The 23,503-nt window shown below is 72.9% G+C and carries 24 protein-coding genes and 1 riboswitch; of the genes, 10 read left to right on the forward strand and 14 right to left on the reverse strand.

Features of this window, described 5'->3' with window-relative positions; all coding sequences use genetic code 11:
* The first annotated feature begins 96 nt into the window (after positions 1-96).
* The gene (locus ABD331_RS13280) at positions 97-702 is read left to right on the forward strand and encodes a TetR/AcrR family transcriptional regulator (protein WP_344474159.1); all 606 of its coding nucleotides are present in this window, start codon (positions 97-99) and stop codon (positions 700-702) included.
* 39 nt (positions 703-741) lie between these two features.
* Positions 742-1,284 (forward strand): hypothetical protein, encoded by a 543-nt coding sequence (locus ABD331_RS13285; protein WP_344474161.1) that lies wholly within the window; start codon positions 742-744, stop codon positions 1,282-1,284.
* An 87-nt stretch (positions 1,285-1,371) separates the two neighbouring features.
* On the opposite strand, the gene ABD331_RS13290 is transcribed toward ABD331_RS13285, so the two are convergent.
* Together ABD331_RS13290 and ABD331_RS13295 are read right to left on the reverse strand one after the other, a co-directional pair.
* Positions 1,372-3,120 carry a hypothetical protein gene (locus ABD331_RS13290; protein ID WP_344474163.1) on the reverse strand — a complete coding sequence of 583 codons (1,749 nt, stop codon included), beginning with the start codon at positions 3,118-3,120 and terminating at the stop codon, positions 1,372-1,374.
* Between the two features lie 87 nt (positions 3,121-3,207).
* The gene (locus ABD331_RS13295; protein ID WP_344474165.1) at positions 3,208-4,023 is read right to left on the reverse strand and encodes a L,D-transpeptidase family protein; all 816 of its coding nucleotides are present in this window, start codon (positions 4,021-4,023) and stop codon (positions 3,208-3,210) included.
* Positions 4,024-4,115: 92 nt separating this feature from the next.
* Here ABD331_RS13295 and ABD331_RS13300 point away from each other — a divergent pair, with 92 nt between their 5' ends.
* Together ABD331_RS13300 and ABD331_RS13305 are read left to right on the forward strand one after the other, a co-directional pair.
* A complete protein-coding gene (locus ABD331_RS13300; protein ID WP_344474167.1) occupies positions 4,116-4,592 on the forward strand; it encodes a YbaK/EbsC family protein in 477 nt (158 codons plus the stop codon).
* Positions 4,593-4,602: 10 nt separating this feature from the next.
* Positions 4,603-5,175 (forward strand): GNAT family N-acetyltransferase, encoded by a 573-nt coding sequence (locus ABD331_RS13305; protein ID WP_344474169.1) that lies wholly within the window; start codon positions 4,603-4,605, stop codon positions 5,173-5,175.
* Between the two features lie 151 nt (positions 5,176-5,326).
* Here the strand turns inward: ABD331_RS13305 and metF are convergent, their stop codons facing one another.
* A complete protein-coding gene (gene metF / locus ABD331_RS13310) occupies positions 5,327-6,247 on the reverse strand; it encodes a methylenetetrahydrofolate reductase [NAD(P)H] (protein ID WP_344474171.1) in 921 nt (306 codons plus the stop codon).
* A 93-nt stretch (positions 6,248-6,340) separates the two neighbouring features.
* Between metF and ABD331_RS13315 the strand changes: the two genes are divergently transcribed.
* Positions 6,341-7,408, forward strand: a complete 1,068-nt coding sequence (locus ABD331_RS13315; protein WP_344474173.1) for a polyprenyl synthetase family protein — start codon at positions 6,341-6,343, stop codon at positions 7,406-7,408.
* A gap of 47 nt (positions 7,409-7,455) precedes the next feature.
* Here ABD331_RS13315 and thiE read toward each other — a convergent pair whose 3' ends face one another.
* Genes thiE through ABD331_RS13330 form a run of 3 tightly spaced genes read right to left on the reverse strand, consistent with a single transcriptional unit; the run spans position 7,456 to position 9,646 of the window.
* Positions 7,456-8,094 (reverse strand): thiamine phosphate synthase, encoded by a 639-nt coding sequence (gene thiE, locus ABD331_RS13320; protein WP_344474175.1) that lies wholly within the window; start codon positions 8,092-8,094, stop codon positions 7,456-7,458.
* Positions 8,072-8,446: an Rv2175c family DNA-binding protein gene (locus ABD331_RS13325; RefSeq protein WP_148434739.1), complete on the reverse strand. Its 375-nt coding sequence runs from the start codon at positions 8,444-8,446 to the stop codon at positions 8,072-8,074. The genes thiE and ABD331_RS13325 overlap by 23 nt, the downstream gene beginning before the upstream one ends.
* Before the next feature lie 30 nt (positions 8,447-8,476).
* Positions 8,477-9,646 carry an NAD(P)/FAD-dependent oxidoreductase gene (locus ABD331_RS13330; protein ID WP_344474178.1) on the reverse strand — a complete coding sequence of 390 codons (1,170 nt, stop codon included), beginning with the start codon at positions 9,644-9,646 and terminating at the stop codon, positions 8,477-8,479.
* A gap of 53 nt (positions 9,647-9,699) precedes the next feature.
* A riboswitch (TPP riboswitch) is annotated at positions 9,700-9,815 on the forward strand.
* Between ABD331_RS13330 and ABD331_RS13335 the strand changes: the two genes are divergently transcribed.
* From ABD331_RS13335 to pknB, 4 genes are all read left to right on the forward strand, one after another.
* Positions 9,784-11,121: an FAD-dependent oxidoreductase gene (locus ABD331_RS13335; protein ID WP_425565992.1), complete on the forward strand. Its 1,338-nt coding sequence runs from the start codon at positions 9,784-9,786 to the stop codon at positions 11,119-11,121. It overlaps the preceding riboswitch by 32 nt.
* A complete protein-coding gene (gene thiS / locus ABD331_RS13340; protein WP_148434733.1) occupies positions 11,118-11,318 on the forward strand; it encodes a sulfur carrier protein ThiS in 201 nt (66 codons plus the stop codon). Before ABD331_RS13335 ends, thiS begins: the two co-directional genes overlap by 4 nt.
* Positions 11,311-12,066 carry a thiazole synthase gene (locus ABD331_RS13345; protein ID WP_148434723.1) on the forward strand — a complete coding sequence of 252 codons (756 nt, stop codon included), beginning with the start codon at positions 11,311-11,313 and terminating at the stop codon, positions 12,064-12,066. The genes thiS and ABD331_RS13345 overlap by 8 nt, the downstream gene beginning before the upstream one ends.
* Positions 12,067-12,236: 170 nt before the next feature.
* Positions 12,237-14,180, forward strand: a complete 1,944-nt coding sequence (gene pknB / locus ABD331_RS13350; protein WP_344474181.1) for a Stk1 family PASTA domain-containing Ser/Thr kinase — start codon at positions 12,237-12,239, stop codon at positions 14,178-14,180.
* Between the two features lie 209 nt (positions 14,181-14,389).
* Here the strand turns inward: pknB and alc are convergent, their stop codons facing one another.
* The 4 genes from alc to ABD331_RS13370 all read right to left on the reverse strand — a co-directional run bounded on the left by alc (position 14,390) and on the right by ABD331_RS13370 (position 19,198).
* Entirely contained in the window at positions 14,390-15,334 is a 945-nt protein-coding gene (gene alc, locus ABD331_RS13355; RefSeq protein ID WP_344474183.1) for an allantoicase, read from the reverse strand.
* Positions 15,335-16,645, reverse strand: a complete 1,311-nt coding sequence (gene allB, locus ABD331_RS13360) for an allantoinase AllB (protein WP_344474185.1) — start codon at positions 16,643-16,645, stop codon at positions 15,335-15,337. It lies immediately after the preceding gene.
* On the reverse strand, positions 16,642-17,799 hold the full coding sequence (locus ABD331_RS13365) for a glycerate kinase (protein WP_344474187.1): 1,158 nt from the start codon (positions 17,797-17,799) through the stop codon (positions 16,642-16,644). Before ABD331_RS13365 ends, allB begins: the two co-directional genes overlap by 4 nt.
* An 82-nt stretch (positions 17,800-17,881) precedes the next feature.
* Positions 17,882-19,198, reverse strand: coding sequence for a nucleobase:cation symporter-2 family protein (locus tag ABD331_RS13370; protein ID WP_344474189.1), 1,317 nt, complete (start codon positions 19,196-19,198; stop codon positions 17,882-17,884).
* A 148-nt stretch (positions 19,199-19,346) separates the two neighbouring features.
* Between ABD331_RS13370 and ABD331_RS13375 the strand changes: the two genes are divergently transcribed.
* Complete coding sequence (locus ABD331_RS13375) at positions 19,347-20,531, forward strand: winged helix DNA-binding domain-containing protein (protein WP_344474191.1); 1,185 nt, start codon at positions 19,347-19,349, stop codon at positions 20,529-20,531.
* 9 nt (positions 20,532-20,540) lie between these two features.
* Here ABD331_RS13375 and ABD331_RS13380 read toward each other — a convergent pair whose 3' ends face one another.
* Genes ABD331_RS13380 through ABD331_RS13395 form a run of 4 tightly spaced genes read right to left on the reverse strand, consistent with a single transcriptional unit; the run spans position 20,541 to position 23,502 of the window.
* The gene (locus tag ABD331_RS13380) at positions 20,541-20,753 is read right to left on the reverse strand and encodes an EF-hand domain-containing protein (protein ID WP_225273867.1); all 213 of its coding nucleotides are present in this window, start codon (positions 20,751-20,753) and stop codon (positions 20,541-20,543) included.
* Between the two features lie 39 nt (positions 20,754-20,792).
* Complete coding sequence (locus tag ABD331_RS13385) at positions 20,793-22,175, reverse strand: 8-oxoguanine deaminase (RefSeq protein ID WP_344474195.1); 1,383 nt, start codon at positions 22,173-22,175, stop codon at positions 20,793-20,795.
* Positions 22,172-22,642 carry a (2Fe-2S)-binding protein gene (locus tag ABD331_RS13390; protein WP_344474197.1) on the reverse strand — a complete coding sequence of 157 codons (471 nt, stop codon included), beginning with the start codon at positions 22,640-22,642 and terminating at the stop codon, positions 22,172-22,174. The genes ABD331_RS13385 and ABD331_RS13390 overlap by 4 nt, the downstream gene beginning before the upstream one ends.
* Positions 22,642-23,502, reverse strand: a complete 861-nt coding sequence (locus tag ABD331_RS13395; RefSeq protein ID WP_344474199.1) for an FAD binding domain-containing protein — start codon at positions 23,500-23,502, stop codon at positions 22,642-22,644. The genes ABD331_RS13390 and ABD331_RS13395 overlap by 1 nt, the downstream gene beginning before the upstream one ends.
* Position 23,503: the final 1 nt, after the last annotated feature.

Below are 23,503 nucleotides of genomic sequence, written 5' to 3' on the forward strand. Positions count from 1 at the left end.
GTTCCGCTCCTTTCCGAGCTCTCCCCTCCAGAAAACCTCACTTGATGCAAAACTTCAATGGATGAAAACAATAAGGACGTGCAGTATAGTTCCGGCATGGTGGAAGGGCTCCGGGAGCGCAAGAAGCAGCGCACGCGGCAGGCGCTGATCGAAGGGGCGCTGCGGCTGTTCGAGGAGAAGGGCTTCGAGGAGACCACGCTCGCGGAGATCGCCGAGCAGGCCGACGTGTCGACGCGCACGTTCTTCAGCTACTTCGCCAGCAAGGAGGACGTCGTCTTCTACGACACCGCGTCCCGGCTGGAGCTGGCGCTCACGGCGATGGAGAGCCGGCGGCCCGGCGAGACGGTGACCGGCGTGCTGCTGCGGGTCATCGAGGAGAGCTTCGAGCAGGCCACCGCGTACCAGTATCTGACGGCGGAGGAGGCGGCGCTGCGGGTGCGGCTCATCCTCACCGAGCCCGCACTGCAGGCGCGCGCGCTGCTCATGCTGTTCGACACGCAGCTCAGGCTGGCCAGGGCGCTGCACGAGGCGTTCCCCGAGCTGACGCTGGCGGACGCCGCGGCGGCGGTGGGCGCGCTGATCGGGGCGATCAAGCTGTCCGTGATGGCCACCCTCGACCAGGAGCAGTCGATGGCGGACCTGTGGGTCATCGCGCGCCGCGCGGCCGAGGTCACGATCACCGGCCTGCACACCCTCGGATAGCGCGGGATGGGTGAAAGGCTGTCGCGGGAGGGGAAGCGGATGGCGGGAAGCGGTCGCCTGGCGGGGCTCGTCCTGCTGGCTCTGGGGCCGGCGCTGGCGGCGGCGTACGCGGGCGCGGGCCACGTGGCCGTCCGGGCGGCGGTGCGCGCGCAGCTCGCCGGCCCCGGCTGGCAGGGCGGCGGCGTCGACGAGTCGGGGCTGACCTCGCTGGGCGTGGACACGTGGCGGCTGACCTGGTGGACCGCGACGGTCGTCGGCCTGGCCGCCGTCGCCTACCTCGTGTTCGGGGTGCTGTTACAGCGCGAGAGACGCGGCCGGACGCTGATCCTCGTGGTGTCGGGTGTCCTCATTGTCCCGTACGCGCTGGGCTTCGGCGTCGCGCTGTTCAATCCCGTCGTGCTGCTGGCCAACCTGTACGAGTCGCCCGACTTCCTGGCGGGGCTGCCCGCGTGGCAGCCGTACACGGCCTGGCTGTTGCTGGCCGGAGGGCTGGCGCAGGCCGTGGGGATGGTGCTGGCCGCCGCACAGGGCAAACGCGCCGCCGCCGCCGCGGACGTGGCGCCGGTCAACGAGCGCAGCTGAACGTGCCGCCGCTCGGTTCCACCGCTGGGCCGGCGCGATCGTCAGCCGCTCCCCCCGGCCCGGCCAGGCTGGTGTAGATCACGTGCTCTACGCCCGCCTCGGCCCGCAGCGCGTCCAGGTCGTCCAGCCGTGCCCGGAGCCGGTGGGCGTCCAGCCCGCGGGCGGCGGCCCGGCGTCCTGCGGGACGACGGCCGTGCAGACGCCCTCGGGCGGGGTGCCCTGGTAACGCTCGATCCTGGTCCACCACACCCGGTACGACAGCGGCACCCAGACGTTCCACTTCACCCCGGCCTCCACCGCCACCCGGCCCGGCGGTGACGGCGCGGGCAGGCCGTCGGGGCCGGGCGTGGGCGGGGCGGGCGCCAGGTGCGCGACGAACGCCACGTGGATCAGCGCCAGGACGACCGCGGTGAGCCATGCGGGCCGCCGGACCAGGGCCGCCGCCGCCAGGCAGGCCAGCAGCGCCAGCGCGGACAGGGAGGCGGCGGTCAGGTCGAGGGCGTCAGGGACGCCGGTGAGAAAGATCACTTCGGGGAAGTCGAAGGCGATGAAGGCGTGGCTGTGGAGGCGGTCGCCCGCGTACCAGGCGGTCATGCCGCCGGTCACGGCGAGCAGCCCGGCGGCGGCCAGCGCGTGCCGCACCACGCCCCGTCGTCCCGTGCGGAGCAGGACGAGCATGCCCGCCAGCGTCCACGCCACCGCGACGCACGCCAGGTAACGCCCGTAGGCGAAGTTGCCGACGCGGTGCTCGTCCGGGAGGGCGGCGGAGGAGGCATACGCGATGCCCAGGGTCGTGACCAGCAGCACCCCCGCCAGGACGCGCGGCGCGAGCGGCGCGCTGCGGCGGGCCATCAGGGCCAGCGCTCCGGCCAGGCCCACGCCCGCCAGGCCCCACGTGCCCGCGATGAGGTACCAGAGCTGTCCGGCGGCCCCGGACAGCGCCCACGCCTGCCCTTCCAGGCTCGTCAGGCGCTCCACCAGCAGCGCCGACAGGTCACGTGGGCCCTGGGGGTAGAGGGCGGCCCGCAGCGCCCCGTTGAGCGCGTCCCCCGCCACCGCCCCCGCGACGGCGGCGGCCAGCGTCGCGATCAGGGCCGCACGCGGCAGCCTGCGCCACAGCGCGACCGCCAGGAGCAGGCACACCGCCACGATCACCGTCCCGCGCAGATGCACGGCCATCGCGTACGCCGCCAGCCCGCCCGCCGCAGCCCCGGCCCACACCCGCCGCCGCCCAGACCCCGCCTCGACCCCGCCCCAAAGCCGCCCAGACCCCGCAAAACCCCCGGCCCACACCCGCCGCCGTGCGGGCTCGTCCGCGACCAGGTCGTGCAGGGCGACCAGCCACCCCAGCACGACCACCGGCAGGACGGCGTCGGCCAGCGCGAAGCCGGAGAACACCAGCACCGACGGCGACAGCCCCGCCGCGAAGGCCACCACCAGCGCCGCCCGCCTGCCCAGCCGAAGCCGCCGCAGCAGCACGTACGCCATCGGGTACGCGCAGGCCCCGGCCACCGCCCCCACCCCGACGGCCAGCCGGTAGGCCGACTCGGGGTCGGAGGTCAGCCAGAAGATGGGCACGAGCAGCAGCGCGTACCCGGCGTGGTAGAAGGTCGAGCCGGACAGATCGGCCGCCGCGCCGCCCGCGAGCCAGCGGGCGGCCAGGAGGTAGCCGGTCTCGTCCGGGTTCGCCACGGGCGCCGCGTGGTAGCGGTTCAGCCATAACCGCAGCGCCACCTGCGCGGCCCAGCCGGCGGCCAGCAGCCACCACACCCGCGTCCCCGTCCCGTTCGGGCGCCGGGGCGCCGCGGGCGTACGCACCAGGAAAGCCGTTGTCATGAGATCCCCCCAGAGTTCGGGGGAAGCTCACCAGAGCACGGATAACCGGCCCGTCACCGATTTCGGTTATGCGGAGGTTATGCAGGTTCAGGCACGCTTGTACGCGCCCCTGACGTGCACAGGGACACCCTTGCCCAGCAGCCCGGGCAGCTCGACGGCCACGTTCATGGGCATCCGCACGCAGCCGTGCGAGGCCGGGTACAGCGGCACCGACAGCGCGCCGTGGAAGGCGATGCCGCCGTTGAAGAAGATCGGGTTGTACAGCTCACCGAGGTAGGACTTGTGCCAGCCGCTGGCCCGCCACGTCGTGCGGTAGTTGCCCGTCGGCGTGCGGGCCGAGCCGCAGAAGCGCTGCTCCTTGCCCTGCCAGTCGGCGGTCTCGCAGTAGGGGACGCCGCTGCCGGACGAGACGTGGGTGATCAGCTTCACCTCGCCGCGCACGTACAGGACCATGATCTGCTTGGTCAGGTTGACCTCGGCGCGGGTCGCCTTGCCGTTCGGCACCAGCACCTTCGGCGCGCGCGGCGTCTCCAGCGCCTCCCAGGTGCGCTTGGCGACGGTGCTGGTCGGCTTGATGCCGTTGACCTTCTGGAACGCCCAGACGGCGGCCAGCGTGGTGCCGCCGTACTGGCCGTCGGTCTTGCCGGGGCGGTAGCCGAGCTCGATCAGCCGCTTCTGCATCCAGGTGACGGCCTTGCCCTTGGCGCCCAGCCTGAGCGTCTTGCGCGGCGCGGAGACGCGTTCGGCGGTGGCGGACGGCCCCTGCTGGGCCGCGGCGGCCGGCGGGGACGCGGGCAGGGGCGCCTGCGCCTGCCGTGCCGCGTGCTGCGTTCCGCAACCCGAGACGACGACCGCGCCGGCCGTCAGAAGAGCAGCCACCCCGGGCAGCCGTCGAACCCGCACCCGTACCACCTCTCCTAAAGAACGGATCAGGGGACCCTACACCACTTACCAGGAATGGGTAATAGAGGCGTCAACCTGTTTAGAGTGTCCCCATGTCTGAGAAGTTGCCTGCTAACGCCGTCGTCGTGGAGAGCGCCCTGCGCTCGCTGGGAGCCACCGGCGAGATCGTGGTCCTGCCCGAGAAGGCGCCGACGGCCGCGACCGCCGCCGCGCAGCTCGGCTGCGAGGTGGGCGCGATCGCCAACAGCCTGATCTTCGACGCCGACGGCTCGCCGCTGCTGGTGCTGACCAGTGGGGCGCACCGCGTGGACGTCGAGCTGATCGCCCGTACGGCGGGGGTCGAGCGGGTACGCCGGGCGACGCCGGAGTTCGTCAGGGAAGCCACCGGGCAGCCCATCGGCGGCGTGGCCCCGGTCGGGCACCCCGCGCCCGTGCGGACCCTGGTGGACAACTGGCTGAGCAAGCACGAGGTGGTGTGGGCCGCGGGCGGGCATCCGCACACCGTGTTCCCGACGACGTTCGACGAGCTCGTGCGGATGACCGGGGGTTCGCCGGTGGACGTCGAGTAGTGTGCGACGGGTGATCGAGTTTCGCGGGGCCGGGCCGGCCGGGTTCACCGAGCGGCTGGAGACGGTGATCGACATTTACACGGCAGCGATGAATCCGCCGGAGGAGCAGATCACCGGCCGCAAGACCATCATGCGAAATCACGCGACATATCCCCATTTTCAGTGCTATTTCGCGGAATTGCGTGATTCATCCCCAGATATGCCCGCTCCGGAACCCCGCGTCGTCGGCTTCGCGTACGGCTTCCGTGGCGCGCCCGGCCAGTGGTGGCACGACGTCGTCCTCAGGGGCCTGGAGGACCGGCTGGGCGAGGAGGCCGCCCACGCCTGGATGGGGCACGCGTTCGAGCTGGCCGAGATCCACGTGCACCCCGACTACCAGAACAAGGGCGTCGGCCGCGCCATGATCAGGACACTGTGCGCCGGTCGCCGGGAACGCTCCGCCGTCCTGTCGACCCACGACCAGCCCACGCCCGCCCGCCACCTGTACGCCAGCATGGGCTTCTCCGACCTGCTGACCAGGTTCGTCTTCCCGGGCGGCTCCGAGGAGTACGCGATCGCCGGCCGGCCGATGCCGCTCACCTAGCCCAAGTAAAGGCCGTGACCAGCGGGTTTGCCAGGCCATGACGCAGGGCACGATCGATGACGGAAGGTGACCGACCCTTTACCCCCTGCCCGTCACCCGCCCGGTCCCCCTGCGGACGGGTGACGGGCAACCGCACGCGGGGGCTCCGGCCTCACGCGGAGGCGGTCACCCGATCCAGCCGCTGGAAGACCTCACGCGACGCGCTCGACCGGTTGAACGTGATGAAGTGGATGCCGGGCGCGCCCTCGTCGAGCAGCCGCTGGCACAGCTCGGCGCCGTGCTCGATGCCCAGCCGCCGCACCGCCGCCGGATCGTCCTTGACCGCCTCGAACCTGGCCGCCACGTCGGGCGGGAACGGCGCCCCCGAAAGCTGCTCGGACCTGGCGATCGTGCTCATCTGGGTGACTGGCATGATGCACGGGATGATCGGCGTGTCACAGCCCTGGGCCGCCACCCGGTCGCGCAGCCGCAGGTAGTCGTCGGCCTGGAAGAACATCTGGGTGATCGCGTAGTCGGCCCCGGCCCGGCACTTGCGCACGAAGAAGTCGGTGTCGGACTCGATGGACGGCGAACGCGGATGCTTGTAGGGGAACGCGGCCACGCCGACGCAGAAGTCGCCCGCCTGCCGGATCAGCCGCACCAGCTCCTCGGCGTAGAGCACGCCCTCCGGGTGCTGGACCCAGTCGCCCATCGGGTCGCCGGGCGGGTCGCCGCGCACGGCCAGGATGTTGCGCACCCCGGCGTCGGCGAAGCGCCCCACGAGGTGACGCAGCTCCCGGATCGAGTGGTTGACCGCGGTGAAGTGCGCCACAGGCGTGAGCGTGGTGTCGTGGGCGATCCGCTCGACGATGTCGACCGTGCGGTCGCGGGTGGAGCCGCCGGCGCCGTACGTCACCGACACGAAGGTCGGCCGCAGCGACTCCAGCTCTCTGATCGCCCGCCAGAGCTGCCGCGCGCCCTCGTCGGTCTTCGGGGGGAAGAACTCGAACGAGAACGACCGGCCACCGGAGGCGAGCATCTCGCGGACGGTGGGAACACGATCGGGCCGGATGGAGGATCGACCAAGCGCCATGGACCAAGGTTACCGTCACATCTGCCGAACCTGCGGGTCAGAGGAACCACCTGGAGATCCTGACCTGTCCGCTGGGCCACTAGTCTCAGGGGCATGACCACTGACGCCGCCGGCATGGAGACCCTGCGCGCGCAGGTGGAACGCGCACTTTCGGAGTTCGTCGAGCGGAAGCTGCCCTCGACGGGCGAACCGGAGTTCGCGCCGCTGCGCACGGCCGCCGACGAGCTGCTGTCCGGCGGCAAGCGGCTGCGCCCGGCGTTCTGCTACTGGGGCTGGCGCGGCGCCGGCGGCGCCGACGACCCCGGCATCTTCACCGCCTCCGCCTCACTGGAGCTGCTCCAGGCCAGCGCGCTGGTGCACGACGACGTGATGGACAAGAGCGACCTGCGCAGGGGCATGCCGTCCGCGCACCGCCGCTTCCAGGCGATGCACGAGAAGTCCGGCTGGTACGGCTCCGCCGAGCAGTTCGGCGAAGGCGCCGCGATCCTGCTCGGCAACCTGCTGCTCATCTGGGCGGGCGAGATGTGGCGGGCCAGCGGCCTGCCCCGCGAGTCCCTGGACGTGGCCCAGCCCTTCCACGACCACATGCGCAGCGAGCTGATGTGCGGCCAGTACCTCGACCTGCTGGAGCAGGCCAACGGCGAGAACACCTTCGAGTCGGCGCTGCGCGTGGCGCTGTTCAAGAGCGGCAAGTACTCGGTCGAGCAGCCGCTCAGGCTCGGCCTCGCCCTCGCCGCCCGCGAGCTGGCGCCGTGGATGGACGAGCTGTGCACCGGGTACGGGCGGCGCGTCGGGATCGCCTTCCAGCTCCGCGACGACATCCTCGGCGTCTTCGGCGACCCGGCGCAGACCGGCAAGCCCGCGGGCGACGACCTGCGGGAGGGCAAGCGCACCATGCTCGTCGCCCGCACCCTGGCCGCCGCCTCCGCCTCGGACGCCGAGACCGTGCGGCTGCTGCTGGGGGATCCGGGGCTGGACGAGAAGGGGGTCGCCACGTTGCGGGAGATCATCGACGGGACGGGGGCCCTGCGGGAGTGTGAGGACCTGATCGGCGAGTATCTGGGGCAGGCGCTGGAGGCGCTCGACGCGGCGCCGGTCACGCCCGAGTCCCGCAGCGCGCTGACGGAGCTCGCCATCGCGGCCACGTCCCGCAAGACCTGATCAGCGTTGACGGAGGCGCCCGTGGCGAGAGCGGGCGCCCCGGTCGCTCAGCCGCCTGACAGTCGTTTGGCGAACTCCGCAGCCGCCGCCCCAGGGTCGTCGGCGTCGGTGATCGCCCGTACCACCACCACGCGCCGCACCCCGTACGACATCACCTCGTCCAGATTCCCGAGGTCGATGCCGCCGATCCCGAACCACGGCCGCGAGGTCTCCAGCGACGCCGCGTGCCGCAGCAGCGGCGGCCCCGGAGCCGGGCGGCCCGGCTTGGTGGGGGTGGGCCAGGTGGGGCCACAGCAGAAGTAGTCGACGCCCTCCTCCACTGCCGCGGCGGAAGCCTCGGCGGCGGAGTGGGTGGACCGTCCGATGACGATGTCGTCGCCGAGTATCTCTCGCGCGACCGTCACAGGAAGGTCGTCCTGCCCCAGGTGGAGCACGTCGGGCCGGGCGGCGTAGGCGATGTCCGCCCGGTCGTTGACGGCCAGCAGCTTGCCGTGCCGGTCGCAGGCGTCGCGGAAGACTTCGAGGAGCGCGAGTTCTTCGCGTGCCTCCAGGCCCTTCTCCCGCAGTTGGATGATGTCCACGCCTGAGGCCAGCACCGAGTCGAGGAACTCTGCCAGATCGCCGCGGTCGCGGCGGCCGTCTGTGCAGAGATAGAGGCGGGCCTCAGAAAGCGAGGGCTTGGGCACGCCGCTTGACCTCTGTGTGACGGCCGGCCTTGATCGCCTCTATGGGCGACCCTGGCAGGGACTCGTCTGGGGTGAAGAGCCAGCGCAGCGACTCGACGTCGTCGTAGCCGGCGTCCTGCAACACGGTCAGTGTGCCGGGCAGGCCCTTCATCACGTCCTTTCCATCGAGGAACACCGCGGGCACCTGCGGCCCGCCGCTGCCCCGGCGTACGCCGAGGAGCTTGTGGTCCCGGAGGAGTTGCTTGGCCCGCCCGATCGGAAGATCAAGGCGCGAGGCCACTTCGGGGAGAGTGAGCCACTCTTCAACGAGTTGGTCGGTCTCCCGGTCGATCTGTGCAACAGAAAGCGTCACGAAACCACAACTACCACATGCCGTGCTTGCTCAAACAACACAATCTCGTAGGGGTACTTGTGGATCTACCAGGCGTTCCGCATCGAGGCGTGAACCGGCTTCGATGATACGGCGCCCCTGGACGAGATCGCGCGGCCGGTCCACGGCCAGCACCGCGGCGAGAGTGTCGTCCGCGGTGAGCCACACGGCCGACCACTTTCCCTCGGGTTCGCCCCGATGGACGAGCCGATCGCCCGCCGGGTGATGGCCCGCGTACTGCAGCATGTGCCCGAACTGCTCCGACCAGAAGTACGGCACCGGATCGTAGACCGCCTCCTCCCCCAGCAGCGTCGCGGCGGCGACCTCGGGGGCGTTCAGCGCGGTGTCCCAGTGCTCCACGCGCAGCCTGGTCCGCCAGCGGCGCGACCACCAGGCGGCGCAGTCGCCGACCGCGACGACGCCCGGCAGGGACGTGCGCAGGTGCTCGTCGGTGACCACGCCGTTGTGCAGGTCGATGTCGGCGTCGGCGAGCCACTCGATCGCCGGGCGCACGCCGATGCCGGTGACGACCACGTGGGCCTCGACGAACTCGCCGCCCACGAGCTGCACGCCGCCCTCGTCCACGGAGTCGACCATGGTGCCGAACCGCACGTCGATGCCGTCGTACCAGGGCAGGGTGCGCCCGCCCAGCTCGGTGCCGAGTGCCGTGGCGAGCGGGGTGGCGGCGCTCTCGACGACCGTCACGACGCAGCCCGCGCGGCGGGCCGCGGTGGCGACCTCCGCGCCGATCCAGCCGGCCCCGATGATCGCGACCCGGGCGCCGGGGACGAGCATCGCGCGCAGCTCGTGCGCGTCGTCGAGGGTGCGCAGGACGTGCTGCGGGCCGTCGCCCGGCAGCCGGATCGGGTCGGCGCCGGTCGCGATGACCAGGCCGTCGTAGGCGACCTCGCCCTCGGTGGTCTCCACGACGCCCGCGCGCAGCGACTTGGCGGTGACGCCCGGCCAGAACTCCACGCCCAGCGCGTCGAGGTCGGTGTCGACGTAGCTGGTGTCGCTCTCGCCCTTCAGCACCGCCTTGGACAGCGGCGGGCGGTCATAGGGCCGATGGCGCTCCTGCCCGATCAGGGTGATCCGGCCGGTGAAGCCGCGCCCGCGCAGGGCCTCCACCGTACGCACTCCGGCCAGGCCCGCTCCCACCACCACGACATGGTTCACGTTCATGACCATAACGGGGGGCGTGCGTGGACGCCGCACCGAGGCCGTAGGCTGGTTGACGTAAGACGCGCGGGAGTCCGGCCGTTACCGGGCTGAGAGGAAGGCTTTACGGGCCTTCGACCGCAAGACACCTGATCCGGATCATGCCGGCGAAGGGAGCGCATGTGGATGTGATCGTCGGTGGCGGGGTCGTCGGGCTGTCGGTGGCCTGGCGGATGGCCCGCTCAGGGCGGGCCGTCACCGTGGTGGATCCGGCCCCCGGCAGAGGGGCGTCCTACGCGGCGGCGGGGATGCTGGCCCCGGTCAGCGAGGTGACCTTCACGGAGGCGCCGCTGCTGCGGCTGGGGGTGGCGTCGCTGCGCCGCTGGCCCGCCTTCGCCGCCGAACTGGCCGCCGACGCGGGCCTGACCCCGGACGCCACGCCCGTCCAGGACGCAGCGCCAGGCTCGGACGCGCCGCCACTCTCGGACGCGAGGCCAGGCTCGGACACGGGACCAGGCTCGGGTGTCGGGCCAGGCTCGGGCGTCGCGCCGGGCTCAAGGCCCGCGCCGGGATCAGGGCCCGCGCCGGGCTCGGGCGCGAGGCCGGGCGTCTCGGGGGCCGGGCCGGGGTTCGCTGATGTGCGGGGGCTGGATCTGCGGGCGGACGGGACGCTGGACGTCGCGTTCGGAGCCGACGACCTGGAGGCGCTCGGCGAGCTGGCCGCGTACATGGAGGAGCTGGGCCTGCCGGTCGAGCGGCTCACCGGCCGCGAGTGCCGCCGCCTGGAGCCCATGCTCGCCCCCTCCGTGCGCGGCGGCCTCCTGGCCCCGGGCGACGCGTGGGTGGACCCCAGGCGCGTGACGGCGGCCCTGCTGTCCGCGCTGGAGCGGCGGGGCGTCCCCGTGGTGCGGGCGCGCGCGTCCGAGCTGCTGCGGGACGGCGACCGCGTCTCAGGGGTACGCCTGGCGCCACCCGAGTCAGAAAACGGCACGGGCGGCGAGGTGCGCGGCGAGCGGGTCGTGCTGGCGGCAGGGGCGTGGAGCTCGGAGCTGGCCGAGGTGCCGGTGCGGCCGGTCAAGGGCCAGATCATGCGGTTGCGCTCGCCGCAGCCGCTGCTCAGCCGGTGCGTACGCGGCACGGTGCACGGCTCGTCCGTCTACCTGGTCCCCCGGGGCGACGGCGAGCTGGTGGTCGGGGCCACGCAGGAGGAGATGGGCTTCGACACCAAGGTGACGGCGGGCGGGCTCTACGAGCTGCTGCGGGACGCCAGGGAGCTGGTGCCGGGCGTCACCGAGCTGGAGGTCGCCGACGTGGTGGCGGGGCTGCGGCCTGGAACGCCGGACAACCTGCCGCTGATCGGCCCGAGCGGGACGCCGGGCCTGGTGTACGCGACGGGGCATCACCGGGGCGGCGTGCTGCTCGCCCCGCTGACGACCGCGATGTTGCTGGGCGAGGAGAGCGAGCTGGCGGCGCTGTGCGCGCCGGGGAGATTTTCATGATTGTTGTGATCAACGGGGCTGCCCACGAGGTGGCGGACGGCATGACCGTGGCTCAGGCCGTGCATACCCTGACCTCGGCCACCACCGGAGTGGCCGTGGCCGTGAACGACGAGGTGGTCACGCGCGGCGCCTGGGAGACGACGGCGCTGCGCGACCGTGACCGCATGGAGGTTCTGACGGCGGTGCAAGGTGGATGATCTGATCATCGCCGGGGAGAAGTTCTCCTCCCGGCTCATCATGGGAACGGGCGGCGCGCCCTCGCTGGAGGTGCTGGACCAGGCGCTGGCGGCCTCGGGCACCGAGCTGACCACGGTGGCGATGCGCCGGCTCGACCCCGCGGCGCGCGGCTCCGTCCTGGACGTGCTGCGCGAGCGCGACATCAAGGTGCTGCCCAACACGGCGGGCTGCTTCACCGCGGGCGAGGCCGTGCTGACGGCCCGGCTGGCCAGGGAGGCCCTGGAGACGAACTGGGTCAAGCTGGAGGTCATCGCGGACGAGCGCACGCTGCTGCCCGACCCGATCGAGACGTTCGACGCGGCGGAGCGGCTGGTGGCCGACGGGTTCGTGGTGCTGCCGTACATCGGTGACGACCCGGCGCTGGCGCGGCGGCTGGAGCAGGCGGGCTGCGCGGCCGTGATGCCTCTGGGCGCGCCGATCGGGTCGGGGCTCGGCATCCGCAACCCGCACAACATCGAGCTGATCGTGGAGGCCGCCTCGGTGCCGGTGATCCTCGACGCGGGCATCGGCACGGCCAGTGACGCCGCGCTGGCGATGGAGCTGGGCTGCGACGCCGTCCTGCTGGCCACGGCCGTCACCAGGGCGCAGCGGCCCGACCTGATGGCGTCGGCGATGAGGTCGGCCGTGGTGGCGGGGCGGCTGGCCCGGCAGGCGGGCCGCATCCCGCGCCGCCGCTACGCCGAGGCGTCCTCCCCCATGACGCCCTGACACGCCGTGGAGCGTCCGTCATGACGCTCTGACACGCCGGGGCGTCCCCATGAGATTCAGCCCTCAGACGCGGTGGAACCGGGGGCGGAGGCGTTCCGTCGAGAACGTCTCCGCATCGGTTTCGGGCGCTGAGGCCATGCCGGTGGCAAAACGCCCGTAAACTCAGCGGGGTGGATACGACGACTGCGGACCCCCTGGTCGGGCGGCTCCTCGATGGGCGCTACCGCATCGAGAGCCGGATCGCCCGGGGCGGTATGGCGACCGTCTACCTCGCGCTGGACATCCGGCTCGACCGGACGGTGGCGCTGAAGGTCATGCACCGATCGCTCGCCGAGGACCCGGCGTTCGTCCGGAGGTTCATCGGCGAGGCCAAGTCGGTCGCCAGCCTCTCGCACCCCAACGTGGTGCACGTCTTCGACCAGGGCACCGACAACGACGTCGTCTACCTGTCGATGGAGTACGTCCCGGGCCGCACCCTGCGCGACATCCTGAGGGACCGCGGCAGGCTGCCCGCCCGGGAGGCGCTCGAGATCATGATCCCGGTGCTCGCCGCACTCGGCGCCGCCCACCAGGCCGGGATGGTCCACCGCGACGTGAAGCCCGAGAACGTCCTGATGACCGACGACGGCCGGGTCAAGGTCGTCGACTTCGGTCTGGCCAAGGCGATCGAGGCGACGAACCAGACCCGTACCGGCGTGATGATCGGCACGGTCGGCTACATGGCGCCGGAGCAGGTCATCACCGGCGCCGCCGACGTGCGCAGCGACGTGTACGCCGCGGGCATCATGCTGTTCGAGCTGGTGACGGGGCAGCAGCCGTACGACGGGGAGACCCCGATGTCGGTGGCCTACCGGCACGTCCACGACACGGTCCCCGCGCCGTCGTCGGTGGTGCCGGAGGTGCCGCCGCTGGTCGACACGCTGGTGGCGAGCGCGACCGCGCGCGAGCCCGAGCACCGCCCCGCCGACGCGACCGCGATGCTGGTGGCCGCCGTGGACGCGCACCGCATGCTGCCGCGCACCACGATCCCGCCGGGCACCGGCCCGGTCATGTCGCACTCGCAGCCGCTCGGCCCGCCCCAGGGCACGGTGGCGATGCCGTTCGGCTCTCCGCCGCCGCCCGGCTCGCCGTCCATGCCGCAGGCCGCGGCGGGGCACACGCTGATCCAGCCGCGGGCCGACGCGCCCCCGCAGCGGCGCGGGTTCCGGCCCAACTGGTTCCTGGTGCTGCTCGCCGCCGTCATGGTGGTCGCGGTCGGGCTGACGGGCTGGTACTTCTCCCAGCCCGAGTACGTCACCGTGCCCGACCTCGTCGGCCAGAACCTGGCCGCCGCCGAGAAGAACCTCACCAGCGCCGGGCTGCTGATGCGCAAGGCCGAGGGCCAGTACGACGAGAAGGTGGCCGAGGGCCTGGTCCTCAGCACCGACCCGGCGGCCAAGTCGGAGCTGGAGAAGGGCTCCACGATCACGCTGGTGCCCTCGCTCGGGCCCAAGCGCATCGTGGTGCCCAACGTCGAGGGCAAGACCGCGAACGAGGCGCGCGCCGAGATCGCCGGGGCCGGGCTGAGCGTCGGCACGGTCAAGCGGCTGGCCAACCCGGACGTCGAGCGCGACCGGGTGATCCGCACCTCGCCGCAGTCGGGCGAGAGGCTGAAGGAAGGCGCCAAGGTCAACATCTACGTCAGCGCCGGGCTCACCATGCCCGACGTGAACGGGATGCCGAAGGACCAGGCCGCCGAGTTCCTCAGCCGTCAGGGCTTCAACGTGCAGGTCAACGAGGTCGACGACGACGCCGAGCCGTGCACCGTGATCGCCCAGGCGCCCAAGGCGAAGTCCGAGGTGGACAAGGGGGCGCAGGTGATGGTGACGGTGGCGCGCTGCCAGACCGACATCTGGGACTTCTTCCGCAAGCACGGCGAGGCCCGGGACGACGAGCAGTTCGCGCTGGTGCCCGGGGTGATCGGCAAGAACGTCAACGACGCCAAGGCCGAGCTGGAGGCGCTGGGCTTCCGGGTGCAGGTGCAGCGGCTGGGCGGGGGCGGCGTGGTGCAGTACCAGCGTCCGTTGCCGAACAGCGAGCGGCCGGCCGGGAGCACCGTCTACCTCTGGCAGTGACGACCCCGAACGCGTGTGCCCGCCCGCCGGGCACACGCGCCGGGCGCGCAGGGCAGGCCCACGGAGCGGGCACAGGCGACGGGCGCAAGGCAGGCCCACAGGACGGGCACAGGCAGGCGGGCGCGCAAGGCAGGCCCATGGGGCGGGCACAGGCAGGCGGGCGCGCAAGGCAGGCCCATGGGACGGGCGCAGGCAGGCGGGCGTGAGCGTCAGGTCAGGTGGCCGTGCAGGCGCACCCGGGCGAGCCCTCCGTCCGGGTAGATGTCCACCCGCACATGCGTGACCGGCTCCCGCACCGCGAGCCGGAAGCGGTGCGGCGTGTCGGGCTGCAGCCGCGTCCTGGGCAGCAGCTCGACCTCACGCTCCCCCTCCACCCCCGTCAGCGCCACCGCCCCGGGCGAGTTGAACAGCAGGTTGGTGGTGTCGATCTCGGCCAGCCGAACAACGCCCCGCCCGGCCAGCCGGATGACGAGCCAGTCGTTGCCCCCGTCCCGCCGCCGCGCGGTCTCCCACCCCTCCGCCTGGTGCCGGGCCAGCCCAGGCGCGATGACGTTGTTGGGCGCGGAGTAGAACTCGTCGGAGCAGGCGGTGACGAGCCCGCCGTTGGCGAGCGCGGCCAGGTCGAGCCCGAGCCCGTCGTGAACGGACAGGTCGGGCCTGACCTCCCCGTGCACGCGCAGCCGGGCGACACCGCCGTCCGGGTGGATGTTGAGCCGCACGTGCGTGTACCGGCCCTCGTCGAACACCTCGAAGGCGTGCTCGGCGTCGCCCTTGAGCGGCGAGAGCGGCACGATCTCGGTCCACGGGGCCGCCAGCACCTCGGCCGGTGACGGGTGCCCTTCGAGAGCGGCGGCCTCCACGGAGGCGTGGGTGGGGTAGTTGCCCTTGAACCAGGCGGTGTCGATCACCACGCCGCGGATCACGCCCGGCATCCCGAGCCGCACCACCGCCCAGTCGTGCCCCGGCTCGCGCCTGCGCCGGGTCTCCCAGCCGTCGTACACCTGCCCCTTGTTGCCGAAGGTCTCCGGCCGGAACCCGGGCCTGCCCGGCCTGATCAGGCTCTCCTTCTCGGCGAACGACTCGTCGCTGGCGGCCGTCACCGAGCCGCCGTGGGAGCGCAGGGCCAGGTCGGGCAGCCGGTGGAAGGGACTCATCTACCGCACCTCCAGGAGCAGTCGTCCGTGTGGCGAGCCGTCCACCGGACGGCCGCGCAGCCAGGTGGTCAGGACGGCGCCCTTGAGGGTGCGGCCGTGGTAGGGGGTGACGGGGTTCTTGTGGTGGAGGCGGGCGGCGTCGATGACTGTGTCGGCTTCGGGGTCGAAGGCCACGAGATCGGCATCGTTACCGGCTTTTATCGCGCCTTTCCGGGGGATGCCCGCCAGGGCGGCCGGGTTGGCCGACATCCAGCGGACCACGTCCTCCAGCCCGTGCCCTCTGGAGGCGGCCTCCGTCCACACCGCCGTCAGCCCGAGCTGGAGGGAGGCGATGCCGCCCCAGGCGGCGGCGAAGTCGGGCACCTTGAGGTCGGCCGTCGAGGGCGAGTGGTCGGACACGACGCAGCTCAGCACGCCGCGCGCCAGCCCGTCCCAGAGCAGGTCGCGGTTGGCGAGCGAGCGGATCGGCGGGCAGCACTTGTACGTGGTCGCGCCCTCCGGCACCTGCTCGGCCGCCAGCGTCAGGTAGTGGGGGCACGTCTCGGCGGAGACCTGCACGCCGCGCGCCTGGGCGTCCTCCAGCACCTCCAGGCACTCGGCGCTGGAGACATGCAGGACGTGCACCCGGCACCCGGTCTCCTCAGCCAGCCGGACGACCTGAGCGACGGCGCTGCGCTCGGACGCGCCCGGCCGCGAGGCGAGGAACTCCCCGTAGCCCGGCCCGGCGGGCTCGGCCAGCAGCTCGGGGTCCTCCGCGTGCACGATCATCATCCCGCCGAACCCGGCGATCTCCTCCAGCGCGGCCCGCAGCTCCGCGCCGGCCAGCGGCGGGAACTCCTCCACGCCCGACGGCGACATGAAGCACTTGAATCCGTGAACGCCGCGGGCGTGCAGCGGCGCGAGGTCCTTGGCGTTGCCGGGCACGGCCCCGCCCCAGAACCCGACGTCCACGTGGCACTGCCCCTCGGCGGCCCGCAGCTTGGCGTCGAGCGCCTCGCAGGAGACGGTGGGCGGCAGCGAGTTGAGCGGCATGTCCACGATCGTGGTGACGCCGCCGGCCGCCGCTGCCCTGGTGGCGGAGTCGAAGCCCTCCCAGTGGGTACGGCCTGGCTCGTTGACGTGCACGTGCGTGTCGACCAGGCCGGGCAGCAGGGCCAGGTCGCGCAGGTCCACGTCCTCGGCCGCGGGCAGGGGCGCGGCGTAGTCGTACAGGGCGAAGATCCTCTCACCCCGTACGGCGACGGCGGCGGCCCGCTCCCCCTCGGGAGTGACGGTCCTGCGAGATCTGACGACCAGATCGAACGGGGTCATTCATTGCCCTCCAGGTGGCGGTCGGCGGCGAGCCGGGTGGCGAGGCGTTCGAGCAGCGGCCCTGCCTCGGCCATGCAGCGGGCCGGGTCGGGCTCCAGGTCGGTCAGGGCGTAGGCGGCCTCGATGCCGGCGGCCTGCAGCTGGGCGTCGGTGAGCGTGCGGCGTCCGCAGACGGCCACCACGGGCACGCCGGCCCTGGCGGCGGCCTGCGCCACGCCGACGGGGGCCTTGCCGCGCAGCGACTGCTCGTCCAGCGAACCCTCGCCGGTGATCACCAGGCGGGCTCCTTGCACCAGCTCGCCGAAGCCGAGCAGGTCGAGCAGGTAGTCGATGCCGGGCCTGATCTCGGCGTGCAGGAACGCCAGCGCCGCGAACCCGACCCCGCCGGCCGCGCCCGCGCCCGGCGCGCCCGCCACGCCCATGGCGCGCACCACGTCGTCGTGCTCGACGGCGCCCATCAGCCCGTGCGTGGCGGTCGCGACGGCGGCCAGGCGGGCCAGCGCCGCCTCCAGGGCCCGCACGTCGTCGGGCGTGGCGCCCTTCTGCGGGCCGTAGACGGCCGCCGCGCCGTGCGGGCCGAGCAGCGGGTTGTCGACGTCGCTGGCCACGACGAACTCGACGCCGGAGACGTCGAGGAAGCCCGACATGTCGATGCGGGCCAGGTCCTTCAGCGCCGCGCCGCCCCTGGGCAGGTCGCCGCCGTCCGCGTCCAGCAGGCGGGCGCCGAGCGCCTGGGCCATGCCCGCTCCCCCGTCGGTGCAGGCGCTGCCGCCGAGGCCGAGCACCACGCGCTTGGCGCCGCGCCGCACGGCGTCGGCGACCAGCTCGCCGGTGCCGTAGCTGGTGGCGGTCAGCGGCTCGTGTCCGCCGGGCAGGCGGCGCAGCCCGGACGCCTCCGACAGCTCGACCACGGCGGTGCCGGCGGGCTGCCAGGCGTAGGAGGCGGTGACGCGCTCGCCCGTCGGCCCGGTCACCTCGATCGTGATCCGCTCGAAGCCGCACGCCACGGCGGCGTCCACCGTGCCGTCACCGCCGTCGGCGACCGGGAGCTCCACCGTGGGCACGCCGAGCCCGGCCGACACCCGCGAGCACACCTCGGCGGCCGTCAGCGTCCCCTTGAACTTGTCCGGGGCGACCAGAACATGCTGAACCACTACGAACTCCCACCTGATGATGAACAATGTCCAGACACGCCTTCCTGCCCGGTGCGAGCGGGCAGGAAGGCGTGACTCATCATCACATCCCGCGTTCGGCCGGGGCGGACCGCAGGTGGTTGAAGACCAGGTTCAGGGTGATCACCAGCAGGCTGCCGGTGCTGATGCCGCTGTCCAGGATGGTCTGGGCCCAGTGGGGGAACTGGTCGTAGAAGTCCGGCGCGCCGACCGGGATGGCGGCCACGCCGATCGACACCGCCACGATGACCAGGTTGTGGTTGCCCTCGTAGCTCACCTTCGACAGCGTGCGGATGCCGGACGCGGCCACGGTGCCGAACATGGCGATGCCCGCGCCGCCCAGCACCGGCTGCGGGATGGCCGCGATCACCGCGCCGAGCACGGGGATGAGGCCGAGCAGCACGAGGATGCCGCCGGCGGTCGCCACGACCCAGCGGCTGCGCACGCCGGTCAGCCCGACGAGGCCGACGTTCTGCGCGAAGGCGGTGTAGGGGAAGGTGTTGAACACGCCGCCGAGCGCGGTGGAGAACCCGTCGGCGCGCAGCCCGTCCGCCAGCCGCCGCGGGGTCAGCTCGGAGCCGGTCATCTCGGCCACCGCCACGAAGTCGCCGGTGGTCTCGGTCATGGAGACGAGCATGACCACGCACATCGAGATGATCGCGGTCACCTGGAAGGTCGGCAGCCCGAACGCGAACGGCGTGCTGATGCCGAACAGGGCGGCGGAGCCCACGTTCGAGAAGTCGGTGAACCCGAGCGGGATCGCCACCAGCGTGCCCGCCGCGATCCCGGCCAGCACCGCGACCCGGCCCAGGAAGCCCTTGGACAGCCGGTAGATCGCCAGGATGAACAGCAGCACGGCGGCGGCCATCGCGATGTTGCGCGGCTCCCCGTACGACGCGCTGCCCGCCCCGCCGGCGGCCCAGCGGGCGGCGACCGGCAGCAGCGAGAGCCCGATGATCGTGATGATGGTGCCGGTGACCAGCGGCGGGAAGAATCTGACGATCTTGGCGAAGTAGGGGGCGACGGCCACGACGAGCAGCCCGGAGACGATGACGGCGCCGTAGATGGCGGGCAGCCCGCCCTGGGTGGTGCCGATCAGCACCATCGGGGTGACGGCCGCGAACGTGCACCCCTGCATGATGGGCAGCCGGATGCCGAAGCGCCACACGCCGACGCACTGGATGAGCGTGGCGATGCCGCTGATCAGCAGGTCGGCGTTGATCAGGTAGGCGAGCTGGTCGGGTGGCAGCTTGAGCGCGCCGCCCACGATGAGCGGCACCGCCACGGCTCCCGCGTACATCGCCAGCACGTGCTGCAGCCCGAGCGTGCCGAGCTGCGCGGCCGGCAGGCGGGCGTCGACCGGATGCACCTCACTCTTCATGGGTCAACTCCAGGTTCGGGGGGTGATCTCCAGTAGAGCCGCAGCCCCGCCCGCGAACCTATGCACGGGGTCATCAACCGGCGCCCCTCGGACCCGGTTCCAGATGTGTGATCCTCCAACTAGGCTCACTGCGGTGAAGGGGGCGTTTGTGCGGATTTCTGATCAGCAGCGGCGCGCGCGCATCGGGGCGCGGCACCGGCTGGCGGCCAAGGCCGCCACCCCGGAGGAGGCGGCGGCGTCCGTGGTGGCGCTGCACGGCACGGACCCGGCGACGGTGTTCCTGTCGGCGGGCGCGCGCCTGTCCTCGCCCGGCCCCGAGCCGGTCGAGCGGGCCCTGTACGCGGACCGCACGCTGGTGCGGATGACCGGCATGCGGCGCACGGTGTTCGTGGTGCCGGCGGAGCTCGTGCCGGTCGTGCACCACTCCTCGGCGCTGGCCATCGCCCGCAGGGAGCGCGCGTCGGTGCTCAAGACGTTCGGCGAGGGCGGCTGGGACGAGGCGCGGCTGAAGGACGTGGAGGCGTCCGTGCTGCGGCTGCTGGCCTCGGGCGACGCGACGGCGGCCGAGCTGGGCAGGCTGGAGCCGCGGCTGCGCGAGCAGGTCAGGGTGGCCGTGGGCAAGCCGTACGAGGGCGTGGTGAGCATCGGCTCGCGGCTGCTGGCGCTGATGGCGATGGACGGCCTGCTGGTACGGCGGACGCGCGCGGCCGGCACGTGGGTCAGCGGCACCCACTACTGGGGCCTGGCTCCGGAGATGGCCGAGTGGGCGGCGCACGAGGCGCAGGCGGAGCTGGTGAGCCGCTGGCTGGCGGCGTTCGGGCCCGGCACGGAGGCCGACCTGAAGTGGTGGACCGGCTGGACGCTCAAGGACGTGCGCCGGGCGCTGGCCGCCGTCGGCGCGGTGACGGTGGAGCTGGACGCGGGCACAGGCTACGTGCTGCCGGACGACACCGGAGAGGGCCCGGCTCACGCAGCGGCGGACGATGCCGGAGAGGGTGCGGTGGGTGAGCCGTGGGCGGCGCTGCTGCCCGCGCTCGATCCGACGCCGATGGGCTGGCAGGAGCGCGACTGGTACCTGCCGCGCGAGCACCGGGCCGAGCTGTTCGACCGCAGCGGCAACGTGGGGCCGACGGTGTGGTGGGACGGCCGGGTCGTGGGCGGCTGGGCGCAGCGGCCGGACGGTGAGATCGTCTGGCGGCTGCTGGAGGACGCGGGCGCGCAGGCGCGGGCCGCGATCGAGGCCGAGGCGGCCGGGCTGGCCGCCTGGCTCGGCGAGATCAGGGTCACCCCACGCTTCCGCACCCCGCTGGAGCGGGCGCTGACGTCCTCGTGAGAGCGGCCCTCAGGACACCGTGCGGACGAACTCCTCGAAGGAGTAGCGGCCGTCCTGGTCGGAGTCGGCCTCCTGGCTCATCGCGCCGAGCGCCTCGGCCGGGAGGCCGGGGAAGTGCCGCTTCAGCTCGGCCTCGCTGATGTAGCCGTCGCCGTCGGTGTCGATGTCGGCGAAGGCGATCTTGAGCTCCGCCAGCCGCTCCTCTGGAAGTTCCTCCGACACGGGCCCGCCTTTCCTACGCTTTATCCGTACATTCCCACCCTAGTGGCCCGGGTGGATCTGCACGGCGGCGGTGAACCCGCGCTCCTGCGCCAGCTTCGTCAGCCGCCGGTGCGCCCGCACCCCCGCCCGCCCCGCCTCGTCCTGGGCGAGCGTCCGCAGCTCCCCCTCCTCGACCACCGTCCGGCCGCCCACCAGCACCCGGGCGAGCGGCGGCACGGGCCCGAAGACGAGGGCGCAGACCGGGTCGGCCACGGCGGCGGTGAAGGGGCCGTCCACCCGCCACAGCGCGATGTCGGCCAGCTTGCCGGGCTCCAGCGACCCCAGCTCGTCCTGGCGTCCGAGGTTGCGGGCGCCGCCCAGGGTGGCCAGTTCGAGCGCCTGGCGGGCGGTGAGCGCGTCCGGCCCGTACCTGGCGCGCTGGAACAGCAGCGCCTGCCGCATCTCCCCGGCCAGCGGCGTCAGCTCGGACGAGGCGTTGCCGTCCACCCCGATGCCGACGTTCGCGCCGCGCCTGAGCAGCTCCGACACCGGGGCGATGCCCGCGCCGAGCCGCCCGTTGGAGGACGGGCAGTGCGCGGTGCCCGTGCCGGTGGCGGCCAGCTTGCCGATGTCGGCGTCGCTGAGGTGCACGGTGTGCGCGAACCACACGTCGGGGCCCAGCCAGCCCAGCTTCAGCATGTAGTCGAGGGGACGCAGCCCGAACCGCTCCTGGCAGTGCTCCTCCTCGTCGAGCGTCTCGGCCAGGTGGGTGTGCAGCCGCACGCCCTTCTGCCTGGCCAGCACGGCCGACTCGGTCATCAGCTCGGCGCTGGCGGAGAACGGCGAGCACGGCGCGACCGCCACGCGCAGCATCGAGGAGAACGACGGGTCCTGGTAGGCGTCCACGGCCTCGGCGGTGGCGCTCAGGATGTCGTCCAGCTCCTCGACCACGACGTCCGGCGGCAGCCCGCCCTTGGACTCCCCCAGGTCCATGGAGCCGCGCGCCGGGTGGAAGCGCAGGCCGACCGCGCGGGCGGCCTCGATCTCGGCGGCCAGCAGGTCGCCCCTGCCCTTGGGGAAGATGTAGTGGTGGTCGCTGCTGGTGGTGCAGCCCGACAGCGCCAGCCAGCTCAGCCCGGCGGTGGCCGCGCCCTCGACGACTTCCGCGTCCATGGCGGCCCACACCTGGTAGAGCGCCACCAGCCATTCGAACAGGGTGGCGTCCTGGGCCAGGCCCTGCGAGGCCCACTGGTAGAGGTGGTGGTGGGTGTTGACGAGGCCGGGGGTGGCCAGGCAGCCGGTGCCGTCGATGCGGGGGACGCCGGGCAGGTCGGGCGCGGGGCCCGCCGCCACCTCGGCGATCCTGTCGCCCTCGATGCGGAGGTATCCGGACTCGATCTCGGGGCCTCTGACGGGGGCCACGTGGACGTTCTCGATGATCATCGGGGCTCCTTGCGGGAGGCGGCCAGGCGTACCGCGTCGAGGATCTTCTCGTAGCCGGTGCACCGGCACAGGTTGCCCGCCAGCGCCTCCCTGATCTCCGCGTCCGACGGGCGCGGGCGGCGTTCGAGCAGGTCGTGCGCCTGCACGAGGAGGCCGGGCGTGCAGAAGCCGCACTGCACGGCGCCGCACTCCACGAACGCCTCCTGCACCGGGTCGAGCCGGTCGCCGTCGGCCAGCCCCTCCACGGTGCGCACCCGCCGCCCCTCGGCCTGCCCGGCGGCGACCAGGCAGGCGCAGACCGGCACGCCGTCGAGGTAGACCGTGCAGGAGCCGCACTCGCCCTGCTCGCAGGCGTTCTTGGAGCCGGGCAGGCCGAGGCGCTCGCGCAGCACGTACAGCAGGCTCTCGCCCTCCCAGACGTCGTCGGCGATCTCCTGCCTGTCGTTCACGGTGAAGCTCACGCGCATCAGGCGGCCCTCTTTTCCAGGTGGTCGTTCCAGGCCCAGGTGAGCGTGCGGCGGGCCAGCACGCCGATGGCGTGCACGCGGTAGGCGGCGGTGCCGCGCACGTCGTCGATCGGCGCGGCGGCCCGCGCGCACAGCTCGCCGAACCGCTTGAGCAGCGCGGGGGCGATCGGCGCGTCCCAGTCGAGCTCGGCGGCCAGCAGCTCCTCCGCCTCCAGGGCGCGGCGCGGGGTGGGCGCGGCCGAGCCGATGCCGGTGCCGGCCCGCCGCTCGCGCGGGTGCAGCGCGATCGCGAACGAGCACACCGCGATCACCATGGCGTTGCGCGTGCCGACCTTGGAGAAGTACTGGGGCCCCGTGGCGGGGGGCACGTGCACGGCCCTGATCAGCTCGTCCGGCTCCAGTGCGCTGCGCTTGACCCCGAGGTAGAACTCGGCGGCCGGGATCATCCGCACGCCCCGGTCGCGCGACTCCACCTCGACCACCGCCCCGGCCGCGAGCAGCGGCGGATGGCTGTCGCCCGCCGGGGAGGCCGCGCCCAGGTTCCCGCCGACGGTGCCGCGGTTGCGGATCTGCGGCGAGCCGACCGTGCGGGAGGCCTGCGCGAGCCCCGGCAGCGGGCCGCCGAGCTCGTCGATGACCGCCGCGTACGGCACCCCCGCCCCGACCCTGCACAGCCCGCCGGTCATCGACCACTCGCGCAGCTCGGCCACCCTCGTGAGGTCGAGCAGCGCGGGCGGCCTGCGCACGTCGAAGTTGATCTCGACCATCACGTCGGTGCCGCCCTGGATGGGCACCGCTCCCGGCTGGTCCGCCTTGGCGGCCAGCGCCTCCTCCCACGTCGTGGGCCGCAGAAAGTCCATC

The sequence above is a fragment of the Nonomuraea monospora genome, assembly GCF_039531895.1.
Taxonomy (GTDB): domain Bacteria; phylum Actinomycetota; class Actinomycetes; order Streptosporangiales; family Streptosporangiaceae; genus Nonomuraea; species Nonomuraea monospora.